This is a genomic window from Streptomyces sp. NPDC048415 (genome assembly GCF_040651675.1).
Lineage (GTDB): Bacteria > Actinomycetota > Actinomycetes > Streptomycetales > Streptomycetaceae > Streptomyces.
This window is the reverse complement of record NZ_JBEZKJ010000017.1, coordinates 1-24,844: the sequence shown is the minus strand read 5'-3', so window position 1 is coordinate 24,844 and position 24,844 is coordinate 1. Positions and strand designations below refer to the sequence as shown.

The window sequence follows — 24,844 nt, the reverse complement described above, 5'->3', positions numbered from 1 at the left end:
GGGAGGGGTTACGTTGCTGCCGTTGCTGCTCGCCGTCCTGATGGGCGCGGCCGTCGCGGGCGTCCTCCTGGGCATCCGCCTGATCCGCGCCGACGCCAGACTCCCCAGCGACCTCACGCTCGCCCTGGAGGTCGGCGGAAGCCGCGTCTCCAAGGCGGACTCGGCGGTCGACCGCCTGGGCATGCGCCTCGCTCCCACCGTCCTGCGTCTGATGGGCCCGCGCCGCGTCGACGCCAAACGCCGCCGCATCGACATGGCAGGCAACCCGGGCGGCTTGACGCTGAACCGCTATGCGGCCCGCCGCGCGGTGTACGGCATCTTCGGCGTCGTACTGGGTCTCGTCTTCCTGTCCAACGGCCAACTGCTCTTTGCCGCCCTGACGCTGGCCTTCGGCCTGGTGGCCGCCGACGCCCTCATCTGGCAGGCCGTCCGCGAACGCAAGGAGGTCATCGACCGCACCCTCCCCGACTTCCTCGACGTCCTCGCCGTCGTGGTCTCCGCGGGCCTCGGCTTCCGCCAGGCGCTGGACCGGGTGGCGGAGAAGTACGAGGGTCCGTGGGCGGACGAGCTGCGCATCACCCTGCGCCAGATGGACATGGGCGTCAGCCGCCGCCAGGCCTTCGACGAGTTGCGCAAGCGCAACTCCTCCGAGCAGGTCGCCCAGTTCGTCTCGGCCCTGCAGCAGGGTGAGGAACTGGGCTCCCCCATCGCGGACACCCTGATCCAACTGGCCACGGACATGCGCCGAACCGACGCCCAGAACGCCCGTCGCCGCGCCGCGAAAACCGTCCCCAAGGCCACGATGGTCACCCTCGTCTTCATGCTCCCGGCCACGATGATCCTCATCGCCACGGGCATGTTCTTGGGCTCGGGGACGAACTTCGGCTCGATTTTGGGCCGATGATGAAGGGGCGTCTCGCGGAGCTGTGGGCAATCGTGCCGCTGGGGCGGCGCCCCTCGGGTAGCTACGGGCCGGCGTGCCGCAAGGGGCGGCGCCCGTCCCAACGAGAGCGGCACCTCGTAGGCGACGAGCAGCGCACCCAACCCGACGGCAACCAGCACGCCGGGCCCTCGGCGGAGGGGGCAGGAACCCGTGCCGGTGGGCACAAAGGCGCCGAGTACCCGGAACCGGGGTCGAGCACAGGTTGGCCCAAGGGCGGCGCCGGCTACCTGGCGGACGACGCCCCCGCCCCCGCCAGCGTCCGCCTACAGCTCAACGCCCTGCAGTCCCTCTGCCGCCAGGCCTTCGCCGTCCGCCTCGCGGCCATCGCGATAGGCGCGCCCTTCGCGATGACGAACGCCGCGAACGGCCCACCCCGCTACGCGGTCCTCGCCGCAGCCGTCCTCGGCGTCATGGGCTCGTACGCCATGCTCAGAGACTGGGACCGCCTGGGCCCCCGCCTCCTCGCCCATCCCACCCTGATGGCCGTGGACCTCACCTTCGGCGCGATCCTCCTCCTCACGGCGTCCCCGGCGTCCCCACTCGCGTACGCGACGGTCTGCACCCCGCTCCTCGCGGGCCTGCTGTACGGCTGGCGCGGCGCCGGAGTCTTCACCGGCCTGCAACTCGTCGTCCTCCTCACGGTGTTCAGAGCCTGGGAACACCGCCCGGGAGCAGGCGCAAACACCCTCCTCATCGCGGGCTTCTGCGTCGGCGCCGGCATCATCGGCGTAACCCTCCGCAATCTGATGTTCCGCTTCGGCACGGCCAGCCAGGCGCTGTCCGAGGCGAACTCCCGCCTGGCCGTGGCGGAGGCAGTGGAATCCGAACGCGCCCGGCTGGCCCGCGAGATGCACGACTCGGTGGCCAAGACGCTGTACGGCCTTGCCCTGGCGGCGGAGGCACTGGCCGCCTCGGCGGACGGCTCGGACCCGCACACGCTCAAACGCCAGGCGACGACCGTGGCGGACGCGGCGCGCCAAGCGGCGCGGGAGTCCCGAGCGCTGCTCTCGGACCTACGCCGCCGCACGGATTGCCCCACCCCGGACACAGACGTCCTGGCCGAACTCCAGGCTCACACGACGGAGTTCGAATCGCGCACACACCTGGCCACAGCGCTACGACACCGGGGCGGCCCCCCGCTCCTGCCGCGCGCCACCGCCCACCAGGTGCTGGCGATCGCCTCCGAGGCGTTGGAGAACGCCCACCGCCACGCGGGCGCGAGCCGTGCGGTGGTCGAACTGGACATCTCGCATGCGGAGTTCGCCCTACGCGTGCAAGACGACGGCGTCGGCCTCCCCACCGCCCTCACCCTCGACGACCTGTCGAGAACCGGCCACTTCGGTCTGCTCGGCATGACGGAACGAGCCGCCTCCCTGGGCGGCCGCATCGCCCTGACCCAGTCCCCCGAGGGCGGCACCGAGATCCACCTGACACTCCCCCTCCCCGCAGCCGCCCCCCACACTCCCCGAGCGGAGGCCGCACATGCCTGACGAGGCACTTGACCAGGCACGATCCGGGCCGCCCCTACGTGTGCTGGTGGCCGACGACAACCCGGTGGTCCGGGCAGGCCTGACCGCGCTGCTCGACGGCCACCCGGACACAGAGGTGGTCGCGGCAGCGGCGGACGGCGAGGAAGCCCTCGCGTACGCCGCCCGCCTGACCCCGGACGTCGTCCTCCTCGACGTCCGCATGCCCGGCACGGACGGCCTGACCGCCCTGCCCGCCCTGGCCCGTCTCGCCCCGGTGATGATGCTGACGTACAGCAGCGAACCCGAGGTCGTGGCCGAGGCACTGCGCCGAGGCGCGTCCGGCTACTTGATCCACGGCGAGTTCACTCCCGCCCAACTCTTCACGGCGGTACGCGAGGTACGCCACGGCCGTCCAACTGCCCCTGTCCGGGATTCACTCGGAGTTTCGTACGAACCGTACGAACTCTCTTCGCATCTGCAACCATCTATGGCACAGTCGTCAAAGGCCCAACCCGGCTACGCGCCCGGCCCCCGCCGCAGCGCCCCCGGCCGCCCCGACTTCGGCCTGAGTTCAAGGGAGGTGGAGGTGATGGACCTCATCGCCGCCGGCATGAACAACCGCCAAATCGCCGCCACCTGCTTCATCAGCGAGAAGACCGTCAAGAACCACATCAACCGTATCTTCGCAAAGCTGCACAGTTGCTCGCGCAGCGAAGCCATCGCCCACTGGCTGGGCACGTCCCACGAGGGGTGGACCCGATGACTCCCCCCACCACAAGTTGGGCCCCTGGACCCACCCGCAGTAGGCGCCTTCTCACGTACGGTGCTCGGGTCGGTAGTGGCACCGGGTGGGAGGGCAGGCATGATGAGCAGGCTCGAGAGGTGGACGGGGGCCGTTGTTTCCCGGGTGCGGGGGAGGGGACGGGACGCGGGGGCCGGGTTTGTGGAGTATGCGGGCCTGATGATCATTATTGCCGGGATCTTCACGCTGATCGACCAGTTGGGGCTGGACGGACTGATCTCCGGGGCGATCGGCGACGCGGTCGACCGCGTGATCGGCGGAGGCGGCTGACCCACCTTCTCCCGAACGGCGACCGAGGGCAGACTCTCCCGATCTACATCTGGCTGACGGCGATTCTGCTCTTCGCCGCGTTCGCCTTCTTCGCATTCGCCCAAGCAGCGTCCGCCCGCAATGGAGCTCAATCCGCGGCGGACGCTGCGGCGTTGGCGGCCGCGCAGGACTCCCGCGACGAGCTGATGAGGGGCCTGGCGGGGACAATTGGCCGGGACGACCAGTGGCTCGACTGGCTCAACGGCGACCTGTTCAAGGGCACAGGAGCCACTGCTGCGGCAGAGCGGCTGGCCGCCGAAAATGACTCGACGGTGCAGGGCGATGCCCAGCCCGCCACCGCGAATGGATTTCCGGGCTACCGCGTGGCGATCGAGACCCGTTACACGGTTGGGGACTCGATCATCCCTGGCACTGAGACACAGCACGCCAAGGCCCATGCCACGGCGGTCATCGAGCCGCGCTGCACGTTCGCCCCCGGTGCGGATCCCAAGAAGCCCGTTGAGCTGGACTGCGGCGGCGAACTCGTAGACATCGATCCCGAGGATTTCAATTCGGACGACCTTCCTGACGCGTCCGTGCTGTTCTCTGTGCATCTGGCCGAATGAGAGGAAGCCGTACCGATGGATCTCCGGCACACCATGCGGGGCCGCAGGGCAATGGCCGCGATGGCGATCACGACTGGGTTGCTCCTCACGGTGGCCGGCTGCGGTGGGAGCGGTGGCGATAACAAGGCGAAGGAAAGCACTTCGGCTTCCTCTCCCAGTTCAAGCAAGGACGACGGCGGGAGCCAGCAGTCGCAGGCACCGTCTGCCGACAAGGTGCTGGCGACGGCGAAGGACGGCGACATCACCGTCACCATCACTTCCGCCCAGCGTGACCAGGGTGGCTTCGTCACCGTGTCGGGCCAGGTGACGAACGGCGGAAGCAGCTCGTGGCTGGGTGCCGACTGGCAGAGCAACGAGACGGAGCTGGCCGGCAATGGCGGCTCCTTGTCGGGTGCCAGCCTCGTGGACGAGAAGGGCAAGAAGAAGTACCTCGTCCTGCGAGACACCTCCGGACGCTGCCTCTGCACAAAGTTCTCGCGGGTGCGGCCGGGTGGCTCGACAGCATGGTTCGCACAGTTCCCCGCCCCACCGGAAGGCACGGACGCGGTCAACTTCCAAGTGGGCTCTTTGCCTCCCACCGCCATCAATCTCACCGAGGGCGAGTAGCCATGGCCCTCACCGCCCGTACCACCCATACCTTGACGGCCCTGGTGGTACTGGCCACCCTGACCCTCCTGGGCGACCCGGCGCACGCTGACACCGACCCCAGCGCCCCACCCGGCAGCGTCACCACCTCCCCACCCCCCGAAGTGGACGCCAACAGCCCCGGCCTGAAGCTCGCCGACGGCGCCACCCTGGCCCCCGCGAAGGTCCTGGACATCAAGTCGGTGGTAGAGGACCTGGGCGGTGAGGAACGCCGGGAGGACACGAACTCGGACGTGACGTTCGCGCTGCAGGCGGAGGTCCTCTTCCCGAAGGACAGCTCGAAACTGAACCCGGACGCCCGTTCCCGTATCCAGGCGATCGCGGACGAGATCAAGGCCCAGAACGCGACGACCGTCAGAGTCTTCGGCTTCACCGACAACCTCGGCTCGTACGCCCACGGCCTGACCCTCTCCAAGAAGCGAGCGGAAGCGGTCCACGACCAACTGGCCGCCGCCCTCGGCTCCACGGACATCACCTTCGAGGTACGCGGCTACAGCGAGGACTACCCGATCGCCGACAACACCTCGGAACAGGGGCGCCGCAAAAACCGCCGCGTGGAGGTGACGTTCCCGCGCGGGGCGTCGAGCGGCGCGCCGTCGGGAACCCAGAGCTGAGCGAAGCAAACGCAGGCAAGCGGCAGGCATGCCCCAGGGCATGTTCGCGGTCAAAGGACCATGCGTCGGTATTCAGGCCGGACAGCAGACCGGGCGACGGAGTACCACCCGTCAGGTCCCGCTCACCGTCGGCGCAGCGGGGCCGGGCGACACGGGGCCACGCGTCCTGGTCGGCGAGGGGCGCCGGTGTCACCATGCCCCGGGATGGCCCGTGAACCACGTCGGTGAGGTGCGTCATGAGGAAGATCGTGCTGATGATGTCGGTGTCCCTCGACGGCTTCATCGAGGGGCCGGATCGCGAGATCGACTGGCATCTGGTCGACGCCGAGCTGCACCGGCACTTCAACGAGGAGATCAAGAAGCTGGGCGCCCTGCTGAGCGGGCGGGTGACGTACGAGCTGATGGCCGGTTTCTGGCCGACGGCCGACAAGGCCCCGGAGAGTACGGCTGAGATCGTCGAGTTCGCCGGGATCTGGCGGAACACGCCCAAGGTGGTGTTCTCCCGGACGCTGCAGCGGGCGGAGTGGCACACCACCATCGTGCGGGAGGTCGTACCGGAGGAGATCAGGGCGCTGAAGGAACAGTCGGGCGGGGATCTGGGCCTCGGCGGGGCCGATCTCGCCGCCGCGTTCCTGCGGCACGACCTGATCGACGAGTTCCGGGTGTACGTCCACCCCGTGCTCATCGGGCGTGGCAAGCCCCTGTTCCCGGAGGCGGACGCCCTGACCCGGCTCCGGCTCGTCGAGTCGCGGGCCTTCGGCAACGGGGTCGTGCTGCTGCGGTATGAGCGCGAACGTGCCAATGGCGCGGGTGAGTAAAAGAGTTGTCCGTGGTGTCCGGCGCCGGTAGGAAGGGCGCATGACTGGACTCGGCGCTGTGTTCCGGCCCCAACTGCCTCCCGAGCGTCTGCGTGCCATGGCGCGCGTGGCGGACGACGCGGGCATCGAGGAGCTGTGGCTGTGGGAGGACTGCTTCCTGGAAGGGGGCATCTCCGCCGCGGCTGCCGCCCTCGCCTGGACCGAGCGGCTGCGCGTCGGCGTGGGCCTGCTGCCCGTCCCGCTGCGGAACGTCGCCGTCACCGCGATGGAGACCGCCACCCTGCACCGGCTGTTCCCGGGCCGCGCCGTCCTGGCCGTGGGCCACGGCGTCCAGGAGTGGATGGGGCAGGTCGGAGCGCGCGCCGAGTCGCCCGTGACGCTGCTGCGCGAGTACCTCGACGCGCTGCGCGCCCTGTTGCGGGGCGAGCGGCTGACCACGTCCGGGCGGTACGTGAACCTCGACGGCGTCGCCCTCGACTGGCCGCCGGGAGAGGTGCCCGAAGTCCTCACCGGCGCCACCGGGCCCCGTACGCTCCGGCTCGCGGGCGAGGCCGCCGACGGCACCGTCCTCACCGCCTCCACCGCGCCCGAGGGGGTACGGCGAGCACGCCAACTCATCGACGAGGGGCGCAAGGAGGCGGGCAGGACCGATCCGCACCGGGTCGTCGTCTACCTCCACACCGCCACCGGAGCCGACGCCGCCGCCCGGCTGCGCGCCGAGATCGAGGCCAACGGCGAGAACCCTGTTCCGGAACACGGCGTGGCGGGAGACGCGCACGCCGTCGCCGAGGCCGTCCAACGCCTCGCCGACGCCGGTGCCGACACCGTCGTTCTCCAGCCCACCGCCGACGAACCCGACCCCGAGGGCTTCATCCGCTTCGTGGCACACGAGGTACGGCCACTCGTCCCCTGACCCTTCGGCGCAGGCCACGCGTCAGCCGGCGGAGGTACGCCCCCTCGCACCTGTCCCGGACGTCGCCGCATCACCCCCGCCGGTGATCCCCCGTTCCGCCGTCGATCAGCTCCCGCACGATGTCCATGTGCCCGGCGTGCCGCGCGGTCTCCTCGACCATGCGGATCAGGACCCAGCGCAGGGAGACCGTCGTGCCGTTCCACGACGTGCCCAGGTCGTCCAGCGACAGCTCGGAGAGGGTGCGGTCTGCGGCGGCGCGGGCGCGGCCGTAGAACTCGACGATCTGACGCGTCGTCTCGCCGGGGCCCGCGCTCATGTCCTCCTCGCTGAAGGGGTCGAACCAGAGCGGCTCGACCTCGCGCCCGAACGTCGAGCAGAACCAGCCGTACTCGACGGACGCGAGATGCTTCACCAGGCCCAGCAGGTTCGTGCCCGACGGCGTCATCACGCGTCTGACCTGCTCGTCGTCCAGCCCGTCGAGCTTCCACAGCACCGCGTCCCGGTGCCGGTCGAGACTCGCGTGCAGGCTCTCCTTCTCAGCCCCGGTGTACGGCACCCGGACGGTTCCTGGATTCGTCGTCATGCCCGGAACGTAACAGCGGGCACTGACAACGCCGGGCGGCCGGACACAGCGGAAATTCCCTCGCCGCGGGGCGGGCCCGTTGAGAGGATCCGCCCATGGCCATCACCCGCACCTTCGAAGACCTCGTCGCCGAAGCCGAGGCGGTGTCCATCGACGGCTGGGACTTCTCCTGGTTCGAGGGCAGGGCCACCGAGGAGCGGCCCTCGTGGGGGTACGCGCGGGCGATGGGGGACCGGCTGGCCCGCGCGAGCGCCGCGCTCGACATCCAGACCGGCGGCGGCGAGGTCCTCGGCTCCGCGCCGAAGCTGCCCCCGCTCACCGCCGCCACCGAGGGCTGGCCGCCGAACGTGGCCAAGGCCACCGCCCTGCTCCACCCGCGCGGCGCAGTGGTCATCGCTTCCCCCGAGGACGCGCCGCTCCCGTTCGCGGCCGAGGCCTTCGACCTGGTCACCAGCAGGCATCCCGTCCACACGGACTGGTCGGAGATCGCCCGTGTACTCCGCCCGGGAGGCACGTACTTCTCCCAGCAGGTCGGTCCGGCGAACGTCTTCGAGGTCGTCGAGTACTTCACCGGTCCTCAGCCGGAAGAGGTCAGGAACGGCCGCCACCCCGATCGTGCCGCCGCTGCCGCCGAGGCCGCCGGGCTCGACGTCGTCGACCTGCGCTCGGAGCGGCTGCGCGTCGAGTTCTACGACATCGGAGCCGTCGTCCACTTCCTGCGCAAGGTGATCTGGATGGTCCCCGGCTTCACCGTCGACCAGTACCGGCCCCAACTCCACGCCCTGCACGAGGACATCGGGACCAAGGGCCCGTTCGTCGCCCACAGCTCCCGCTACCTGATCGAGGCCCGGAAGCCGTAAAGCCAAGACTCAGGCGTGCGCCCCGGCCGTCACCCTCCCCACGACCAACTCCGCCTCCGCCTCCAGGACTTCGCCCATCCGCTCCACCTGTCGCGCCAACTCCCGCTCCCGCGCCGCCGTCAGTCGTCCGAGGGGTTCCACGGTGAGCGTCGTACGTCGGCCTTGGCGCCGCTGGTGCCAGACCCGGCGACCAGGCCGTCGACCAACAGCAACGGGTAGTTCCCGGCCTGCCCGCCCGCGAGAGCACGCGTGTACGCCCGGCCGGGGAACAGCAGCTCGCGCGGCTGGGCGGCGATGGCGTACGCGTCGAAGTACGGCAGCAGCCGCACCCCCGGCACCGGCTCGGCGCGCGGAAACTCCGTGTCCCCCGCCGACACCCACGCCGCCTCGCCCGCGAAGTCGACCTCCTCGATCTCCCCTGCGCCGGCCAGCGAGGCGAAGAGGTCGAGGGCCCAACCCCGGGGAGCAGCGGCCCACTTGGCGAAATGCGGCGCCGTCGCCGGGCCGTACGCGCGCAGATAACGCCGTACGAGCAGGGAAAGGCCTCGCGCGGCGGCAGTCGCCTCGTCCGCGGCGAGCGGCTCGAAGCGCGGGGGCCGGGTGTAGGTCACCTTGCGGCCCCGGTTCGGGCCGCAGCACAGCGCGCCGCGCAGAACCCGCCCGGTGCATCATCTGGCGCCAGCGCGGCCACATGCCCTGGAACGCGGGCATCACCAGATCCCCGGCCCACCCCCCCGGTGCGCGCCACGACCGCGTCGTTCAGCTCGTCGATGGTGAGAAACGCGCCGTCGAGGGCGTCACCGATCGCCGCGACGACCTCGTCCGCCTGCGCCCCGGTCAGCCGGACGTCCGGCGCGAAGGGGCTCGGGCCGGCCGGGACTGGCAGTCAACGCGGCGGTCCAGAAGGGCAGTTCGGCGGACGGGAGCAGATGCAGGGTGCCGCGCGGGCCGTACGCCTTCAGCAGCGACCGGTCCTCCCACAGCGCCGCCCGTACGTCCGCCCGGGTCAGCCCCTCGGCCCGCACCCCCACCGACATCTCGGCCGCCGACAGCACCTGCGCGTGCCCGCCGAGCATCGCGCCGACCACCTCGGCGACCGGCGTCCCAGCCGGCGCGGGTGAGGCCAGGAACTGCCGTTCCATGCGCCGCGCGATCGCCTCGCCCCATGTGATCCTCAAGGTCATGCGGGCGACGCTAGACCTGAAAGAGGTCAGATCCTGTCCGCATACTGCTCCCAGGGAATCGGCCGCTACGCCCGCGCGTGGTCGATTGACCGAAAACGCACCCATGCAGGACTCTGTGCATGAGATGCCCGTCCGGATGGCGGACGCGTGCCGGGCGTCACCGCGGGCATCGGCGCGGGGTTTCCACATCGTTATCGAGGGCCGCTCCCCTCGGCTGTTCGCCTCACGTAAGTTCAGACCAAGGTAATTCGCGTGAGCAAACTGCGCGTGTGGCACCGCGCAGTGGAGGGGGCTGCGCGGTGCTGCGTCCGCTCCCTGACGTGGCGTCACCCATCCTGTACCGCGACCCTCACCCCGCGCCGTACGCCCCACCGCGCCATCGCCCCGGCCTCCGCCTCCAGCACATGCCGGGCCAGCGGACGAGGCAGCCCCACCCGGCCGGGACGCATCGTCCGCACCGCCAGGACCCGCGATTTCCGGTCCAGATAGGCGACGTCGATCGCGAACCGCATCCCCAGGGTGTGCACCGAGCTCGCCGGACTCAGCAGCAGCGCGCCCTCGATCCCGTCGCGCCCCAGGAGCCCGCGCCGCCGGGCGCGCGCCGACCCGGCGACCTCCAGGGGTACCGGCTCGGGCGTCTGCTCGGTGGTGAACGTGGCCATGACTGCGAAGTTAGCGGCGGCGTCAAGCGCGCTCACTCCGCCCCCGTCACCCGCCTGGAGTACGTCAGGACAAGTCGGCGACGAAAACACAAACCGGGGGCAAATCCATGGGTTCTCTCCGTATCCCCCATGATTCCCTTTGAATCAGCTGTGATTCGGTCATGATCGCACCCTGAATCAGGGCTTCCGCGCCCACCTCGGCGTCGCCGGACGATTTCGGAGAGTAGTTGTGGCACGCCGATGCACACAGCATCACTTACGAAGGGTTATGGTGGAAACCCCCCCTCGGGCCGGTCCGTCTCCCCCCCACGGACCGGCCCGTTTTTTCTGCCCGCACACCGCCGCCCGACGGGCGCCCCCGTGCGCCCCCCGGCCTCCCGGGCACCGGCTCCGGTGACTCAGCGGCGTCCGGCCCAGATATTCGTCCCCGGCGTCGACACCGCGAACGTGTCGATCTCCTTCAGCTCCTCGTCCGTGAGCTTCGGCGCCGTCAGTGCCGCCACGTTCTCCTCCAGCTGCGCCACGCTGGACGCGCCGATGAGGGCGGAGGTCATCCGCTCGTCGCGCAGCACCCAGGTGAGCGCGAGCTGGGCGAGGGACTGGCCGCGGCGGGCCGCGATGTCGTTCAGCCCGTTCAGCCGGCGTACGACCTCGTCGCTGAGCAGGTTCGGGTCCAGCGACTTGCCCTGGGTGGCACGCGAGCCCTCCGGGATGCCCTTGAGGTACTTGCCGGTCAGCAGGCCCTGCGCGAGCGGCACGAAGGAGATGCAGCCCATGCCGGCCGCCTCCAGCGTGTCGAGCAGGCTGTCGTCCTCGGTCCAGCGGTTGATCATCGAGTACGACGGCTGGTGGATGAGCGGACGGACACCCATCCCGGTGAGGATCCGGGCCGCCTCGGCGGTCTGCTCGGCGGTGTACGAGGACACGCCCACGTAGAGCGCCTTGCCCTGCTGGACGGCGGACGCCAGCGCGCCCATCGTCTCCTCCAGCGGGGTGTCCGGATCGAAGCGGTGCGAGTAGAAGATGTCCACGTACTCGACACCCATCCGCTGCAGTGAGGCATCCAGGGAGGAGAGCAGATACTTGCGCGAACCCCACTCGCCGTACGGGCCGGGGTGCATGAGATAGCCCGCCTTGGACGAGATCACCAGCTCGTCCCGGTACGGCGCGAAGTCCTGCTTCAGGAGCTTGCCGAAGTTGAGCTCGGCGGAGCCGGGCGGCGGCCCGTAGTTGTTGGCCAGGTCGAAGTGGGTGACGCCCAGGTCGAAGGCGCGGCGCAGGATCGCGCGCTGCGAGCCCAGCGAGCGGTCGTCGCCGAAGTTGTGCCACAGGCCGAGCGAGACGGCGGGCAGCCTGAGGCCGCTGCGGCCCGCACGCCGGTACTCCATCGCGTCGTACCGGTCCGTCGCGGCACGGTATACAGACATGTCGTTCATGCATACGAAGCTACGACAGCCCACTGACACCCCATAGCCCAGGCCCCGTTTCGCGGGGGTAGGCTTCGCCCGCGGGGACCGCTATATGGGCAGGGAACGCGCTCAGCCGCGCGCCTGTCTGTTCCACACGGAGGGGCTGACAACACGTGAACCTGCGCGAAAACCTGCGCCGTCTGCTGGTCAGGTTCTATGCACGCAGGGTGGAAGGCCACCTCGACCACGACCAGGTGCCCAAGCACATCGGGGTCATCATGGACGGCAACCGGCGCTGGGCGAAGGCGGCGGGCTCCACCACCGCCCAGGGCCACCGGGCCGGGGCCGACAAGATCGAGGAATTCCTCGGCTGGTGCTCCGAGACCGATGTCGAGGTCGTCACCCTGTGGCTGCTGTCCACGGACAACTTCGACCGCCCGCAGGATGAGCTCGGCCCGCTGCTCGGCATCATCGAGGGCGTCGTCCGCACCCTCGCCGCCGACGGCCGCTGGCGCGTCCACCACGTGGGCACGCTCGACCTGCTGCCCCCGAAGATGCAGATGGTCCTCAAGGAGGCCGAGGAGTCCACCGCGCACGTCGACGGGATACTCGTCAATGTGGCCATCGGCTACGGCGGCCGCCAGGAGATCGCCGACGCCGTGCGCTCCATGGTCCTCGACGCCGCGGACAAGGGCACCTCGCTCGAGGACCTCGCCGAGGCCGTCGACGTCGACCTCATCGGCAAGCACCTCTACACCGGCGCCCAGCCCGATCCGGACCTGGTGATCCGCACCAGCGGCGAGCAGCGGCTGTCCGGATTCATGCTCTGGCAGACGGCCCATTCCGAGTACTACTTCTGTGAAGTCTTCTGGCCGGCCTTCCGCAAGGTCGACTTTCTGCGCGCCCTGCGCGACTACGCGGCGCGACACCGCCGCTACGGAGGCTGAACCCAGCAGCACCCCGGGACCGTACGTCATCAGGAGTTAACGAACGCGCCGTCATATGCCGTGGCATGGCGTGGCCTGTTCGAGGGCATAAGCCTTCCAGGTCGATGCCCGAACCACGGGTGTCGTATCTCAGCGGACGGCACGGGGCCGTCCGCCCGGGAGGCCCTTTGCACCAGCCCGACCGTGCGGTCAGTACGGACGAAGCGGAGGGCCGGTTTTCGGCCCGCGCATCGGTGCCCGAGACCGGTCCAGATCTCCTCCGTCGCTCCCCGACCTCATCCGAGGGGGTACGTCCTTCCGTGGTGACCAGCACAAAGCGCCACAAGCCAGACCGGCGCACCTATGTTCTCGACACCAGCGTCCTGCTGGCCGACCCGAATGCCCTGAGCCGCTTCGACGAGCACGAAGTAGTGCTGCCGATCGTCGTGGTCACGGAGCTGGAGGCCAAGCGGCACCATCCCGAGCTCGGCTACTTCGCCCGGCAGGCCCTGCGCCTGCTGGACGAGTTCCGGGTCCGGCACGGCCGCCTGGATTCCCCGATTCCCGTGGGGGACCTCGGCGGGACGGTACGCGTCGAGCTCAACCACTCGGACCCCAGCGTCCTGCCCAGCGGGTACCGCCTGGGGGACAACGACTCCCGCATCCTCGCGGTCGCCCGCAATCTGCAGGCCGAGGGGTACGACGTCACGGTCGTGTCGAAGGACCTGCCGCTCAGGATCAAGGCCTCCTCCGTCGGACTCCTCGCCGAGGAGTACCGCGCCGAGCTCGCCATCACCGGTTCCTCCGGCTGGACCGGAATGTCCGAACTGACCCTGGCGGGCGAGCAGGTGGACGTCCTCTTCGAAGAGGGTCACGCGTACGTCCCCGAGGCGGCCGACCTGCCGGTGCACACCGGCCTGACGATCCAGTCCGAGCGCGGCAAGGCGCTGGGCCGCGTCACGTCCGAGGGCAACGTGCGTCTCGTACGCGGCGATCGCGAGGCCTTCGGCATCAAGGGGAGGAGCGCCGAGCAGCGCATCGCCCTCGATCTCCTCCTCGATCCGGACATCGGGATCGTGTCGATGGGCGGCCGGGCCGGCACCGGCAAGTCCGCGCTCGCGCTCTGCGCCGGCCTGGAGGCCGTCCTCGAACGCCGTCAGCACCAGAAGGTGATGGTCTTCCGGCCGCTGTACGCGGTGGGCGGGCAGGAGCTCGGCTATCTGCCCGGCTCCGAGTCCGAGAAGATGAGCCCCTGGGCGCAGGCGGTCTTCGACACGCTCTCCGCGGTCACCAGCCGCGAGGTCATCGAGGAGGTCACCGCACGCGGCATGCTGGAGGTGCTGCCGCTCACCCACATCCGTGGCCGCTCGCTCCACGACGCCTTCGTGATCGTGGACGAGGCACAGTCGCTGGAACGGAACGTTCTACTGACCGTTCTGTCCCGAATCGGCGCCAATTCGCGGGTCGTTCTCACCCATGACGTGGCGCAAAGGGATAATTTGCGCGTCGGCCGATATGACGGAGTGGTCGCCGTGGTCGAGAAATTGAAGGGGCATCCGCTCTTCGCGCATGTCACCCTCAACCGGTCCGAGAGGTCCCAGATTGCAGCCCTTGTGACCGAAATGCTGGAGGACGGGCAGATCTGAACCCACCTGGCCGCACTTGTCAAAAGGTGGTGCGTACAAGGTAGTTGGCGCCGTCCGGCAAAAGGCGAAGAGCCTAGCCGGGCGGCGCCTTCGCGTGCGGCGCTTTCCGCAAAACCCCTGGGGCAAACGAGGTGTGAGCTTTCACACGCAACGGAGAATTGCCTTGCGGCGTCGGGTTACGGCAGAGTCTCACTCCTGTCAGGCCCCGCATACGACACACCTGTACCCCCAGCGGTACGGCACCACAGGAACACCAGAACTCCATAAAGCCGTCGTATGCCGCCCGCGCACCACGCGGCGCTCCCCTCGCGGGAGTTGCCCACCGGGCCCGCGCCTCCCGTGACCCCGCAGTTGGGAGGCCAGCGCCAAGGGGCACGATTGCGTCCGCGAGGGTCACCTACAGCGGGCGATGCTGGAAGGAAACCGTGTGAGCCGGATTTCGGTCCGGGGATTCGCAGTGGCCTCGGCCACCGCGGTCACCGCCGTCGGAAGCGTCGTCGGAGTTGCCTCGGGCAGCACCGCCCAGCCCTCGAACGACGCCGAGGCGACGGCAAGTGACTCGACCCTCCTCGCGGACATACCTGCGGGCCAGCAGGCCCAGGTGCAGACAGCGTCCCTGACGCAGCAGGCCGACGCACAGGCCATCGCCGCGGACGCCAGCGCCAAGAAGGACGCCGAGGAGGCCGCCCGCAAGCAGGCGGCCGAGGACGCGGTCGCCAAGCAGAAGGCCGCGGAGAAGGCGGAGAAGGAAGCCAAGGCGCGCAAGGCGGCGCAGGAAGCGGCCAGCCGCTCCGCGACGCGCGACGCCTCCAGCTTCTCCGTCCAGGCCTCGTACACCACCGCGCAAATCCAGGCGATGGCGCGGCAGATGGTGCCGAGCGGCCAGTTCCAGTGCTTCAGCAACATCGTGGACCACGAGTCCAGCTGGAACTACCGGGCGGTCAACGCCTCCTCCGGCGCCTACGGTCTCTTCCAGGCCCTGCCCGGCTCCAAGATGTCGTCCGTCGGCTCCGACTGGCAGACGAACCCGGCCACGCAGATCAAGTGGGGCCTCAACTACATGGACAGCCGGTACGGCAGCCCCTGTGAGGCCTGGTCGTTCTGGCAGGCCAACAGCTGGTACTGAGCCCCCCGCCGCACACCGGCCGCTCAACCTTTCCGAGCCCCTCCCCGTCCTAGGGTGAGGGGCTTCGGCCATGTACGGTCGGAACCGACGACTCCAGGGGGGAGTTGGTGGGGAGCAACGGGGGAAGAGGACGGATCATGTCGCGAGTGCCAGGGTGGCTGGGCCGGCTGGGCGCCGGACTGACCGAGCTGGGGGAGCGGTTGGACGAGCGCCGCGCCGAGGTGGAGAAGGAGTCGGGGGACTCCCTCGGCACGGAGGACTCGACGGCGGACGCCGGGACATCGGGGGCCCCGGCCGAGAACCGAGCTGACAGCAGCCCCGACGAGGCATCCGCACTCGCGACGGTCTCCACCGGCGTGTCCCCTCCTCCCGTCGCATACGTGCCCGTGACGGTCGAGCGACCCGACCCCGCCCTGGCCGTTCCCTGGGGTATGCGGGTCGCGGCCGAGGCCGGCTGGCGGCTGCTCATTCTCGCGGGCACCGTCTGGGTGTTGATGCGGGTCATCAGCGCCGTACAACTGGTGGTGCTGGCCTTCGTGGCCGCGCTGCTCATCACCGCGCTGCTGCAGCCCATGGTGGCCCGGCTGAAGCGTCATGGGGTGCCGCGGGGACTGGCCACCGCGCTCTCCGCGATCCTCGGCTTCGTCATCATGGGGCTGGTCGGCTGGTTCGTGGTCTGGCAGGTCCAGGAGAACATCGACAACCTCTCCAACCAGATCCAGGACGGCATCGACGAGTTGCGCAAGTGGCTCCTCAACAGCCCGTTCCATGTCACGGACAAGCAGATCAACCAGATCGCCAAGAACCTGCGCGAGGCGATCGGCGCGAACACCGACCAGATCACCTCGGCCGGCCTGGAAGGCGTCACGGTCATCGTGGAGGCGCTGACCGGGATCCTCCTCACGATGTTCTCGACCCTGTTCCTGCTCTACGACGGCAAGCGGATCTGGGAGTGGACGCTCAAGCTCGTTCCGGCCGCCGCGCGGCCCGGGGTCGCGGGGGCGGGGCCGCGGGCCTGGCGGACGCTGACGGCGTACGTCCGTGGCACGGTGGTGGTCGCCCTCATCGACGCGATCTTCATCGGCCTCGGCATCTACTTCCTCGACGTGCCGATGGCCGTGCCGCTGGCCGTCTTCATCTTCCTCTTCGCGTTCATCCCGCTCGTCGGTGCGGTGGTGTCGGGGGCGTTGGCGGTGGTGGTCGCGCTGGTGACGCAAGGTGTCTTCACCGCGGTCATGACGCTTGTCGTGGTGCTTGCCGTGCAGCAGATCGAGGGGCACATTCTGCAGCCGTTCATCCTGGGGCGGGCGGTGCGGGTCCACCCCCTCGCGGTGGTGCTGTCCGTCGCCGCGGGCGGGATGGTCGCCGGAATCGGCGGGGCGGTCGTCGCCGTTCCGCTGGTCGCCGTCACCAACACGGTGGTCGTCTATCTGCGGTCGTACGCCCGCGAGGTGGCACTCCGCCAGTCCCCGGAACCGCGCGGCGCCACCGCTTTGGACGCGGCGCCGGGACCCCGGCCGGGGGCGTAGCCGGGACTGAGTCCAGCCGCTCCGGCCTTTGAGGAGCGGGGGTTTGGTGGCGGAGTCCCCAAGGATTGGTGGCGGAGTCCCCAAGGAGGGGACGGGCAGGGGCGCAGGGGGCGTAAACCGCTTGAGCCCCGCCCACCGCGATCGGTGGACGGGGCTCAAGAACAAGCCGGCGGAGCCTACTCCGCGAGGACCGCCTCAGCGTCCAGCGTCGTACCGACCGCCTGGATCACCGCCGCGATCTTGAAGGCTTCCTGGATGGTCTCCCGGTCGACCCCGGCCTTGCGGAGCACCTGCTCGTGGGAGTCGAGACACTGCCCGCACCCGTTCACCGCGGACACGGCGAGCGACCACAGCTCGAAGTCGACCTTCTCGACACCGGGATTGCCGATGACGTTCATCCGCAGCCCGGCCCGCAGCGTCCCGTACTCCGGGTCGGAGAGCAGATGCCGCGTCCGGTAGAAGACGTTGTTCATCGCCATGACGGCCGCGGCCGACTTGGCGGCCGTGTAGGCCTCGGGCGACAGCTGAGCCTTCGCCTCCGGCTCCAACTCACGCAGCACACGCGGCGAGCGGGACGCGATCGCGCAGGCGAGCACCGTCCCCCACAGCTGCTGCGCCGGAAGGTCGGAGTTGCCGATGACCGAGCCGAGGTTGAGGCGCAGGTCCTTCGCGTAGTCCGGCAGGGCGGACTTCAGTTCATCGAGTGCCATGAAGGTCACTCACCGGCCAGCAGCGCGACCGGGTCGAGGGTGTTCTCGCCCTTGGTCCAGTTGCAGGGGCAGAGCTCGTCGGTCTGGAGGGCATCCAGAACCCGCAGGACCTCCTTCGGGTTACGCCCGACGGAGCCCGCGGTCACCATGGAGAACTGGATCTCGTTGTTCTGGTCGACGATGAACACGGCACGCTTGGCGGCACCGTCCTCGCCCAGGATGCCGAGCGCGGAGCTGAGTTCCTGCTTGGTGTCGGCCAGCATCGGGAAGGGCAGGTCGCGCAGGTCGTCGTGGTCCTTGCGCCATGCGTGGTGCACGTACTCGCTGTCGGTGGAGAAGCCGAGGATCTGCGTGTCGCGATCCTGGAACTCGTCGTTCAGCTTTCCGAACGCGGCGATCTCGGTCGGGCAGACGAAGGTGAAGTCCCGAGGCCAGGCAAAAATGATCTTGAACTGGCCCTCGAACGACTTGTGGTTGAGCTGCTCGAACTCCTTGCCCTTCTCGAGCGAGACACAGGCCGTGAGATCGAACTCGGGGAACTTGTCACCAACGGTGAGCATGGGGCTCCTCTGGAGCGGAAGCGAAGGCCGCTTTGCGGCGTTTCACGCGGGTTGGACGCGAGCTAGCCTTCCATGACGTTACTGATCAGTGAAATCGGGAATAGGTGGAAGATTGATTTGCTCTGGCTATCACGATGGTGAGCGCCGGTGCGCCAGCGGACTTCGATCCGCGAGGGGTCGAACCGGCTACCTCTTCCCGTGGGGTGGACGAAGACGTCGGTGGCCCACTCCCGGATGTGGCTTCGCTTTTCCGCCAACGGGAGTTCGGCCCAGCGGGCGATGACAACGGGCAGCGATTGGGCGAGGGATTCACGCCGTGCCGACGCGGCACGGATCTCGACCATCCGCTCGGCCGTGAGGGTCGCCACTTCGGCGCGCTCCCGCTCGAATTCCTCCAGGGACAGTGAGCCCGCCGAGCGCCGCGTCCAGGCGTGCCCGAGCTCCTGCAGCAGGCGACGGGCTTCCATCCAGGAGCCGGGCGCGGCAGGAAGGCACAGTTCCACCTCTTGGCGAGCGCGTACGGCAGCAGAGCGGAGATGGTCGAGGAGTGCGGCCTGGACGGTGTCGTCCGTGAGCGGGCCCACGCGGGAGACCCCGCCGCACCCACCGTCCGCAGTGCGGCACTGGTACCGGAAGCCGTATCTCGCAGCCTGCTCGGATCCGGATGTGTACGGGTTCTGGCGCAGCGGGCAGCCGCAGCGGCCGCACCGGGCGATGCCGGACAACAGGTACCGGACGCTCGTGCAGTGCGATGCGCGCTCCTTGGCCTTGGCCCGCGAGCCGAGGAGTGTGACCAACCTCCGCCATTCCTTGACGGTGACGATGGGCTCCCAGTCACCCGATACTGGTTCACCTTGTCCATCGCGGACCACGTGGTCAGGCAGCCAGGGAGCCCGGCCGAGCGATTCCCGAACGGATTGGGGAATGTAGGTCCGGTAGCCGCACAAGCGGGGGTTGATCAGACGATCCCTTACCGATCGGTGGTTCAACCGGCGTGGCTGTTCACCCGAGCGCTTGGTCCGCAGCGGTGTCACTCCCGCTTCGATCCACCTTCGCCGGACGCCGCTGATGGAGTCGCCCGCCAGGATGTCGCGGTATGCCTGCCGGATCAGCTCGGCCTCGTAGGGGTCGACGCGGATGCCATCGCGCTGCCAGCCGAAGGGGCGCCTGCCCCCGTGATGGGCCAGACCCGTCTCTGCGCGCGCCTTGTTGACCCGGGCGATGCGCCGGGACATGTTCCGGCTCTCCTGGAGCGCCGCGAAGACACACTCACGCGCACGCTGCTGCCCTTCGAAGTCGGCGAGATCCACGTCCTCCACGCAGGTCGCGAAGATCAGCGGCCCGGGCGAACGGACGTAGACATCGATCAGCCGCTCCAAATCCAGTGGCTGCCGGGCCACCCGGTCCAGGTCGTATGCGATACCTCCGTCGATAATGCCGTCTGCCAAGTCCTTGAGTAGTTCCTCGAAGGCGGGGCGGCGTCTGTCCTCCTTGAACGCCGAGGCATCGTTGTCCTCGTACACCTTGCCGATCAACCAGCCGCGTTCCCGGGCCAGGGCTCGGCAGTCGGCGAGCTGGCGGCGCACGCCCTCCCCGCGCCGCTCGGGGTCGTCAAGGTCGTCGTCCTGGGACATGCGCACGTAGGCACCGATAGTGATCACGGGTTCCCGCCCCTTCGAGCCGTTGACACGATGAGTCGATATGACCAACGACAATGGAGCTCGAACGTTCTGTCCCCTCTGGAAGATTTATGTCAGGAGGAAGTCATCGCGAGGAAGCAGCCCACGCTCGCCCAGCTGCGCGCCTTCGCCGCTGTGGCCGAGCATCTGCACTTCCGTGACGCGGCTGCCGCGATCGGTATGAGTCAGCCCGCGTTGTCGGGCGCGGTCTCGGCGCTGGAGGAGATCCTCGGGGTGACCCTGCTGGAGCGTACGACCCGCAAGGTGTTGCTCTCGCCCGAAGGCGAGCGTCTCGCCGTACGAGCGAAGGCGGTGCTGGCGGAGGTCGGCGCGCTCATGGAAGAGGCCGAGGCGGTGCGGGCGCCGTTCACCGGAGCGCTGCGCCTCGGTGTCATCCCCACCGTCGCGCCCTACCTGCTGCCCACCGTCCTCAAGCTCGTCCACGACCGTTATCCGGACCTCGATCTGCAGGTCCACGAGGAACAGACGGCCAACCTGCTGGAGGGCCTCGCGGTCGGACGGCTCGACCTGCTGCTGCTCGCCGTTCCCCTCGGGGTGCCCACCGTCACCGAACTCCCGCTGTTCGACGAGGACTTCGTCCTCGTGACCCCGCTGGACCACTGGCTGGGCGGCAGGGAGGGGATCCCGCGCGAGGCGCTGCGGGAGCTGAATCTGCTGCTGCTGGACGAGGGGCACTGTCTGCGCGACCAGGCGCTGGACATCTGCCGGGAGGCGGGGCGCGCCGACGCCCCGGTCACCACGACCGCCGCCGGGCTCTCCACCCTCGTCCAGCTCGTCGCGGGCGGCCTCGGCGTGACGCTCCTGCCGCGTACCGCCGTCAAGGTCGAGACGACGCGCAGCAACCAGCTCCTCACCGGGTACTTCGCGGACCCGGCACCGACCCGGCGGATCGCGCTGGCGATGCGGGCGGGCGCGGCGCGGGCCGCCGAGTACGCGGAATTGGCCGCAGCGCTCCGGGAAGCGCTGCGGCCGCTGCCGGTCAGAGTCCTCTGAACCACTCGGTACGCAGCAACTGCCGGGTACGCAGGGATCCACTCGGTACGCGGCGACTACTCGGTACGCGGCGACTACTCGGTACGCAGCCCGTCCGGCCGCATCAGGCGGATCAGCGGTGGCAGGCTGAGCGCCGTCACCAGCACCACGATTCCCGCGCCGATGCCCGTCATCGCCAGCACGCTCGCCCAGTCCACGCCCACCGGGGTGTCCGTCATCTTCAGCAGGACGGTGCCGAGGGTCAGGCCGACGACCGACGCCAGGGCGAGGCCCAGCGCGATCGGGACCGCGGTCTGCCACAGCACCGACAGGCTCAGCGTGCGGCGCCGGGTGCCGAAGGCGACCAGCGACGACAGCAGCTTCCTGCGCTCGCGCAACTGCTCCAGCTGGGAGACCAGCAGGCTCGCGCCGATGAGGACGAGGACGCAGGTCGCGCCGACGAAGAGGCCGGTGCGGATGGACGTGAACCGCTTCGACTGCGTGGTCGCCGTCCAGTTGTCGGGTTCGGCGAGCGGGTCGAGTTTCGCCGCGGTGTTGCGTACCAGCTCACGGACGTCCGGCACCGACTCGTCGAGCTGGAGGTAGACGGTTCCGTACACGGCTGGGGCGGCCTTCGCGGGGAACGCGCCGGGCGTGAACAGGAAGCCCCCGCGCTCGTCGCCCGTCGGATCCTCGCGCGAGCCCGCCTGCTTGATGCCCTTGGGCACCGTCCAGGCGATCTCCTTGCCCTTGGTGGAGGTTCCGTAGGACGGGTCGATGTAGAGCTTTTTGCCGGCCTTGTCCAGCTGCGGGGTGTACTGGTCCCACTTGGCGCCCTCCACGGCGAAGATGTCGCCGTCCTTGCACGAGGGCAGCTTGGCCGCCTCGCGCAGGGCCGCGCAGTCGCCGACGGTCACGGCGGCCTCGTGCTCGGGTTCGTCGCGCCCGTCGCCCACCTGACCGCTGGACAGAGCCGTCGTGTGGGTGACCCCGGGGGTCTTGGACATCTGCCGGACGACGTCGCTCATCAAAACCTCGTCCGGCACCCGGATCGACATCTGGGCCCGCGAGAGATCGTTCTTGGCGACCTTCGTGTAGTCGCCGTCGACGCCGGCGAACAGCATCTGCAGGGCGATCGCGCCGGCCACCGCCACCGCGATGCCGTTGACCATGCGAGCCGCGGTGCCACTGCTCAACTGGAGCCTGCGAATGGCCAGTTGCCAGGCGACGCCGCCGGAGTTCAGCCGGGCGACGACCGCCTCGACGACCCAGGGCAGCAGCGCGGTGATGCCGACCAGGAGCAGCATGACGCCGCCGATGACCAGGTACTGGTTGAAGTTCCCGTTGTCGCGGCCCTGCCCGATCATCGGGTAGAGCATCGCGAGGCCGCCCAGCGGCAGCAGCAGCCGCCACCACAGCCGGCGCCGCGAGGGGCGGGCCGTGCGGACCACGCCGAGCGGCTCGATGACGACGCCGCGCAGGGCGAAGAGCGTCACCGCGACGGCGGCCGCCGGGACGGCCAGGGCGACGAGTGCCACCAGGCCGGGCGCCGGATTGAGGTCGCTGGGGAAGACGCTGGTCCTGAAGACCATGATCATGCCCGCGAGCTGACGCCCGATCAGGAAGAAACCGGCGCCCAGCACCAGTCCGACCAGCGCTCCGGCCAGCGCCTCACCGGCCGCGATCCGCCGGGTCATCCGGCCGTCAGCGCCGACCAGCCGGAGCGCCGCCAGCCTGCGGTCGCGCCGCTCGCCGCCGAAACGTACGGCCGCGGCGATGAAGACACCGACCGGCATCAGCAGCACCACGAACACGATCAGTACGAGCAGGAGCAGGACCGGGTCCATCGCCTCGGACTGGCCGCTGGAGCCGAACGCGTCGATGCGCTCGATCCGGCCGGTCGTCAGGCTGGTCGCGCGCAGGCCCTCGGCGCCCGCGTAGTAGGCGAGTTCGTGCGGATCGACGAGGCCCGCGTCGGCGATCGTCCCGGTGAGGCGGTAGGGCAGCCGCTCGCGCAGCAGCTTGCCGTCGGAGGACTTCAGCAGCCGGTCGAGGGCGGGCGAGACGACCATGTCGCCGACCGCGGGGAACTTCGCCAGCCCGGGCGGCAGCGGCGCCCTGGCGCCTTCGGGCTGGAGCACCCGGCCGCGTACGTCCTGCTCGTGGAAGGTGGTGTCCGTGGTGCCGACGAGCAGCGTGTGGTCCGACTTCTTCTCGACCACCGACTGGTACGTCATGTCGTTGCGGGCGCGTTCACGGTCGTGCCGGGACGTCAGCGCGCTCGGTATCGCCGTGGTGAGCAGCAGCAGCGCCACACCGAGGCCGACCCCGACGGCGGTCAGCAGCACGCGCACCCAGGCCTCACGGCCGCCGGTCACGGCGAACTTGGCGCCCATGGCCAGATCCCGGGCCCACTGCGGAACTCCCCGGGCGGCACCGACCGCCTCGGACGAGGGGCGGTCGCTCATACGATCCGCTCCATGTCCCGCGACTTGCCGTCCCGTACGACGATCTCGCGGTCCGAGTACGCGGCCACCCGCGCCTCGTGCGTGACGAGCACGACGGCGGCGTTGGTCGAGCGCGCCGCGTCGGTCAGCAGCTGCATCACGCGCTCGCCGTTGAGGGAGTCGAGCGCGCCGGTCGGCTCGTCCGCGAACAGCACGCGAGGGCTGGTGACCAGTGAACGGGCGACGGCGACGCGTTGCCCCTGACCTCCGGAGACCTCACCGGGCCGCTTGCCCTTGAGGTCGTCGACCTCCAGCCGCTCCATCCACGACAGGGCGGCACGCTCGGCCTCCTTGCGTCCCTTCCCGTTCAGCCGCAGCGGCAGTGCGACGTTCTCGACGCAGGTCAACTCCGGGACGAGCTGCCCGAACTGGAAGACGAACCCGAAGTCGCTGCGGCGCAGCGCACTTCGCTGAGCGTCGCTCATGACGGCCATCTCCTGGCCGTTGTACGTGATCGATCCCGAGTCCGGTGTGACGATGCCGGCGAGGCAGTGCAGCAGCGTGGACTTGCCCGAGCCGGACGGGCCCATCACGGCGACGACCTCACCGGGGTGGATCGAGAACTCGGCGCCGTCCAGAGCGGTCGTCGGTCCGTATGTCTTGCGAAGCTCCGACGCGGCGAGCAGGGAGCCGGGGGGAGGAGTCATCGGGTCGTCACCGCCTCGGCGAGCTTGTCGAGGCGCGCGGCGGTGAGTTCGAGCCACCGCAGATCGGCCTCGAGGTGGAAGAGGGCGTGGTCGCAGATCAACTGGTCCGCGAGGTCGCCCTTGCGCTTGCGGTCGGTCAGGATGCGCATCATGCGCAGGTGCTCCGAGCGCTGGGTGTCGAGGATCTCGCTCGCGTCGCGGTGGGTGAGCAGTGCGAGGACGACCTTCGTGTACAGGGTCGACTGCAGATACGGCTCGGGCTTCTCGGGTGTCGCGAGCCATCGCTGTACGTCGGTGATCCCGGCCTCGGTGATCGCGTACCGCTTCCGCTCGGGACCGCCGCCTGCCTCTATCCCGTCGACCTCGACGAGCCCGTTCTTGAGCAGCCGCGACATCGTCGAGTAGACCTGGCCGTAGTGCAGCGGCCGGTCGTGACCGAACTTTTCGTCGAAGGCCCGCTTGAGGTCGTAACCGTGCCGGGGGCCGGACTCCAGGAGTCCTAGGAGAGTGTGACCGATGGACATGCGGAGCACTCTACACACGGCGTATACACCCCGCGTATACGCGTCGCGTATAGATCATGGTGAGGGGCGAGAACCCGCAGGCCGGCGCCGATTGTCACGGTTCTGTCACCGACTTTTCTCGCCCCCTCCGCCCCTACCCGTCCCGTACCTGGGGGCTGCGCCCCCAGACCCCCCTTGTCGCGCTTCGCGCTCGTCCTCAAACGCCGGACGGGCTGAATCC

The 24,844-nt window shown here is 69.5% G+C and carries 24 protein-coding genes and 1 pseudogene; 15 read left to right on the top strand and 10 right to left on the bottom strand.

Going from position 1 to position 24,844, the window contains the following annotated elements:
* The first annotated feature begins 13 nt into the window (after positions 1–13).
* From AB0D27_RS14360 to AB0D27_RS14320, 9 genes are all read left to right on the top strand, one after another.
* Positions 14–904: a DUF5936 domain-containing protein gene (locus tag AB0D27_RS14360; protein ID WP_362507116.1), complete on the top strand. Its 891-nt coding sequence runs from the start codon at positions 14–16 to the stop codon at positions 902–904.
* Entirely contained in the window at positions 901–2,433 is a 1,533-nt protein-coding gene (locus tag AB0D27_RS14355; protein WP_362507113.1) for a histidine kinase, read from the top strand. The genes AB0D27_RS14360 and AB0D27_RS14355 overlap by 4 nt, the downstream gene beginning before the upstream one ends.
* A complete protein-coding gene (locus AB0D27_RS14350) occupies positions 2,426–3,175 on the top strand; it encodes a response regulator transcription factor (protein WP_362507110.1) in 750 nt (249 codons plus the stop codon). The genes AB0D27_RS14355 and AB0D27_RS14350 overlap by 8 nt, the downstream gene beginning before the upstream one ends.
* 99 nt (positions 3,176–3,274) lie before the next feature.
* Entirely contained in the window at positions 3,275–3,484 is a 210-nt protein-coding gene (locus AB0D27_RS14345; RefSeq protein WP_362507107.1) for a hypothetical protein, read from the top strand.
* Positions 3,481–4,089: a pilus assembly protein TadG-related protein gene (locus AB0D27_RS14340; RefSeq protein WP_362507341.1), complete on the top strand. Its 609-nt coding sequence runs from the start codon at positions 3,481–3,483 to the stop codon at positions 4,087–4,089. The genes AB0D27_RS14345 and AB0D27_RS14340 overlap by 4 nt, the downstream gene beginning before the upstream one ends.
* Positions 4,090–4,104: 15 nt before the next feature.
* A complete protein-coding gene (locus AB0D27_RS14335) occupies positions 4,105–4,695 on the top strand; it encodes a hypothetical protein (RefSeq protein ID WP_362507104.1) in 591 nt (196 codons plus the stop codon).
* Positions 4,696–4,697: 2 nt separating this feature from the next.
* Entirely contained in the window at positions 4,698–5,348 is a 651-nt protein-coding gene (locus tag AB0D27_RS14330) for an OmpA family protein (protein ID WP_362507101.1), read from the top strand.
* Positions 5,349–5,584: 236 nt separating this feature from the next.
* Positions 5,585–6,166: a dihydrofolate reductase family protein gene (locus AB0D27_RS14325; RefSeq protein WP_362507098.1), complete on the top strand. Its 582-nt coding sequence runs from the start codon at positions 5,585–5,587 to the stop codon at positions 6,164–6,166.
* 40 nt (positions 6,167–6,206) lie between these two features.
* Entirely contained in the window at positions 6,207–7,079 is an 873-nt protein-coding gene (locus AB0D27_RS14320; protein ID WP_362507095.1) for an LLM class flavin-dependent oxidoreductase, read from the top strand.
* A 70-nt stretch (positions 7,080–7,149) separates the two neighbouring features.
* Here the strand turns inward: AB0D27_RS14320 and AB0D27_RS14315 are convergent, their stop codons facing one another.
* On the bottom strand, positions 7,150–7,662 hold the full coding sequence (locus AB0D27_RS14315) for a DinB family protein (RefSeq protein WP_362507092.1): 513 nt from the start codon (positions 7,660–7,662) through the stop codon (positions 7,150–7,152).
* A 95-nt stretch (positions 7,663–7,757) separates the two neighbouring features.
* Between AB0D27_RS14315 and AB0D27_RS14310 the strand changes: the two genes are divergently transcribed.
* A complete protein-coding gene (locus AB0D27_RS14310) occupies positions 7,758–8,522 on the top strand; it encodes a class I SAM-dependent methyltransferase (RefSeq protein ID WP_362507090.1) in 765 nt (254 codons plus the stop codon).
* A 9-nt stretch (positions 8,523–8,531) separates the two neighbouring features.
* On the opposite strand, the pseudogene AB0D27_RS14305 reads toward AB0D27_RS14310, so the two are convergent.
* The 3 genes and pseudogenes from AB0D27_RS14305 to mgrA form a co-directional block, all read right to left on the bottom strand.
* Positions 8,532–9,706, bottom strand: a pseudogene (locus AB0D27_RS14305) (winged helix DNA-binding domain-containing protein).
* A gap of 326 nt (positions 9,707–10,032) precedes the next feature.
* Entirely contained in the window at positions 10,033–10,368 is a 336-nt protein-coding gene (locus AB0D27_RS14300; protein WP_362507087.1) for a DUF192 domain-containing protein, read from the bottom strand.
* Between the two features lie 398 nt (positions 10,369–10,766).
* Positions 10,767–11,804, bottom strand: coding sequence for an L-glyceraldehyde 3-phosphate reductase (mgrA, locus tag AB0D27_RS14295; protein ID WP_362507085.1), 1,038 nt, complete (start codon positions 11,802–11,804; stop codon positions 10,767–10,769).
* 146 nt (positions 11,805–11,950) lie between these two features.
* Between mgrA and AB0D27_RS14290 the strand changes: the two genes are divergently transcribed.
* The 4 genes from AB0D27_RS14290 to AB0D27_RS14275 all read left to right on the top strand — a co-directional run bounded on the left by AB0D27_RS14290 (position 11,951) and on the right by AB0D27_RS14275 (position 17,004).
* Positions 11,951–12,724, top strand: a complete 774-nt coding sequence (locus tag AB0D27_RS14290) for an isoprenyl transferase (protein ID WP_362507082.1) — start codon at positions 11,951–11,953, stop codon at positions 12,722–12,724.
* Between the two features lie 299 nt (positions 12,725–13,023).
* Positions 13,024–14,349, top strand: a complete 1,326-nt coding sequence (locus AB0D27_RS14285) for a PhoH family protein (protein ID WP_362507079.1) — start codon at positions 13,024–13,026, stop codon at positions 14,347–14,349.
* 427 nt (positions 14,350–14,776) lie between these two features.
* Positions 14,777–15,475, top strand: a complete 699-nt coding sequence (locus AB0D27_RS14280; RefSeq protein ID WP_362507076.1) for a lytic transglycosylase domain-containing protein — start codon at positions 14,777–14,779, stop codon at positions 15,473–15,475.
* A gap of 137 nt (positions 15,476–15,612) precedes the next feature.
* On the top strand, positions 15,613–17,004 hold the full coding sequence (locus tag AB0D27_RS14275; protein ID WP_362507073.1) for an AI-2E family transporter: 1,392 nt from the start codon (positions 15,613–15,615) through the stop codon (positions 17,002–17,004).
* Positions 17,005–17,180: 176 nt separating this feature from the next.
* On the opposite strand, the gene AB0D27_RS14270 is transcribed toward AB0D27_RS14275, so the two are convergent.
* From AB0D27_RS14270 to AB0D27_RS14260, 3 genes are all read right to left on the bottom strand, one after another.
* On the bottom strand, positions 17,181–17,714 hold the full coding sequence (locus AB0D27_RS14270; RefSeq protein ID WP_362507070.1) for an alkyl hydroperoxide reductase: 534 nt from the start codon (positions 17,712–17,714) through the stop codon (positions 17,181–17,183).
* Between the two features lie 5 nt (positions 17,715–17,719).
* Positions 17,720–18,274, bottom strand: a complete 555-nt coding sequence (locus AB0D27_RS14265) for a peroxiredoxin (protein WP_362507067.1) — start codon at positions 18,272–18,274, stop codon at positions 17,720–17,722.
* Positions 18,275–18,336: 62 nt separating this feature from the next.
* Positions 18,337–19,935 (bottom strand): recombinase family protein, encoded by a 1,599-nt coding sequence (locus AB0D27_RS14260; RefSeq protein WP_362507065.1) that lies wholly within the window; start codon positions 19,933–19,935, stop codon positions 18,337–18,339.
* Positions 19,936–19,965: 30 nt separating this feature from the next.
* Between AB0D27_RS14260 and AB0D27_RS14255 the strand changes: the two genes are divergently transcribed.
* Complete coding sequence (locus AB0D27_RS14255; RefSeq protein WP_362507062.1) at positions 19,966–20,967, top strand: LysR substrate-binding domain-containing protein; 1,002 nt, start codon at positions 19,966–19,968, stop codon at positions 20,965–20,967.
* Between the two features lie 74 nt (positions 20,968–21,041).
* Here the strand turns inward: AB0D27_RS14255 and AB0D27_RS14250 are convergent, their stop codons facing one another.
* From AB0D27_RS14250 to AB0D27_RS14240, 3 genes are read right to left on the bottom strand one after another with little or no spacing between them, the layout of a single operon-like run.
* On the bottom strand, positions 21,042–23,414 hold the full coding sequence (locus AB0D27_RS14250; RefSeq protein WP_362507059.1) for an FtsX-like permease family protein: 2,373 nt from the start codon (positions 23,412–23,414) through the stop codon (positions 21,042–21,044).
* Positions 23,411–24,100: an ABC transporter ATP-binding protein gene (locus AB0D27_RS14245; RefSeq protein WP_362507056.1), complete on the bottom strand. Its 690-nt coding sequence runs from the start codon at positions 24,098–24,100 to the stop codon at positions 23,411–23,413. The genes AB0D27_RS14250 and AB0D27_RS14245 overlap by 4 nt, the downstream gene beginning before the upstream one ends.
* On the bottom strand, positions 24,097–24,624 hold the full coding sequence (locus AB0D27_RS14240; RefSeq protein WP_362507053.1) for a PadR family transcriptional regulator: 528 nt from the start codon (positions 24,622–24,624) through the stop codon (positions 24,097–24,099). The genes AB0D27_RS14245 and AB0D27_RS14240 overlap by 4 nt, the downstream gene beginning before the upstream one ends.
* Positions 24,625–24,844 lie beyond the last annotated feature (220 nt).

What these genes read in the sequence shown, in the direction of transcription:
- AB0D27_RS14355 (WP_362507113.1), top strand. Translation starts at nt 901, where the DNA reads ATGATGAAGGGGCGTCTCGCGGAGCTGTGGGCAATCGTGCCGCTGGGG.
- AB0D27_RS14350 (WP_362507110.1), top strand. Translation starts at nt 2,426, where the DNA reads ATGCCTGACGAGGCACTTGACCAGGCACGATCCGGGCCGCCCCTACGT.
- AB0D27_RS14345 (WP_362507107.1), top strand. Translation starts at nt 3,275, where the DNA reads ATGATGAGCAGGCTCGAGAGGTGGACGGGGGCCGTTGTTTCCCGGGTG.
- AB0D27_RS14335 (WP_362507104.1), top strand. Translation starts at nt 4,105, where the DNA reads ATGGATCTCCGGCACACCATGCGGGGCCGCAGGGCAATGGCCGCGATG.
- AB0D27_RS14330 (WP_362507101.1), top strand. Translation starts at nt 4,698, where the DNA reads ATGGCCCTCACCGCCCGTACCACCCATACCTTGACGGCCCTGGTGGTA.
- AB0D27_RS14325 (WP_362507098.1), top strand. Translation starts at nt 5,585, where the DNA reads ATGAGGAAGATCGTGCTGATGATGTCGGTGTCCCTCGACGGCTTCATC.
- AB0D27_RS14320 (WP_362507095.1), top strand. Translation starts at nt 6,207, where the DNA reads ATGACTGGACTCGGCGCTGTGTTCCGGCCCCAACTGCCTCCCGAGCGT.
- AB0D27_RS14315 (WP_362507092.1), bottom strand. Translation starts at nt 7,662, where the DNA reads ATGACGACGAATCCAGGAACCGTCCGGGTGCCGTACACCGGGGCTGAG.
- AB0D27_RS14310 (WP_362507090.1), top strand. Translation starts at nt 7,758, where the DNA reads ATGGCCATCACCCGCACCTTCGAAGACCTCGTCGCCGAAGCCGAGGCG.
- AB0D27_RS14300 (WP_362507087.1), bottom strand. Translation starts at nt 10,368, where the DNA reads ATGGCCACGTTCACCACCGAGCAGACGCCCGAGCCGGTACCCCTGGAG.
- mgrA (WP_362507085.1), bottom strand. Translation starts at nt 11,804, where the DNA reads ATGAACGACATGTCTGTATACCGTGCCGCGACGGACCGGTACGACGCG.
- AB0D27_RS14275 (WP_362507073.1), top strand. Translation starts at nt 15,613, where the DNA reads ATGTCGCGAGTGCCAGGGTGGCTGGGCCGGCTGGGCGCCGGACTGACC.
- AB0D27_RS14270 (WP_362507070.1), bottom strand. Translation starts at nt 17,714, where the DNA reads ATGGCACTCGATGAACTGAAGTCCGCCCTGCCGGACTACGCGAAGGAC.
- AB0D27_RS14265 (WP_362507067.1), bottom strand. Translation starts at nt 18,274, where the DNA reads ATGCTCACCGTTGGTGACAAGTTCCCCGAGTTCGATCTCACGGCCTGT.
- AB0D27_RS14255 (WP_362507062.1), top strand. Translation starts at nt 19,966, where the DNA reads ATGAGTCGATATGACCAACGACAATGGAGCTCGAACGTTCTGTCCCCT.
- AB0D27_RS14250 (WP_362507059.1), bottom strand. Translation starts at nt 23,414, where the DNA reads ATGAGCGACCGCCCCTCGTCCGAGGCGGTCGGTGCCGCCCGGGGAGTT.
- AB0D27_RS14245 (WP_362507056.1), bottom strand. Translation starts at nt 24,100, where the DNA reads ATGACTCCTCCCCCCGGCTCCCTGCTCGCCGCGTCGGAGCTTCGCAAG.
- AB0D27_RS14240 (WP_362507053.1), bottom strand. Translation starts at nt 24,624, where the DNA reads ATGTCCATCGGTCACACTCTCCTAGGACTCCTGGAGTCCGGCCCCCGG.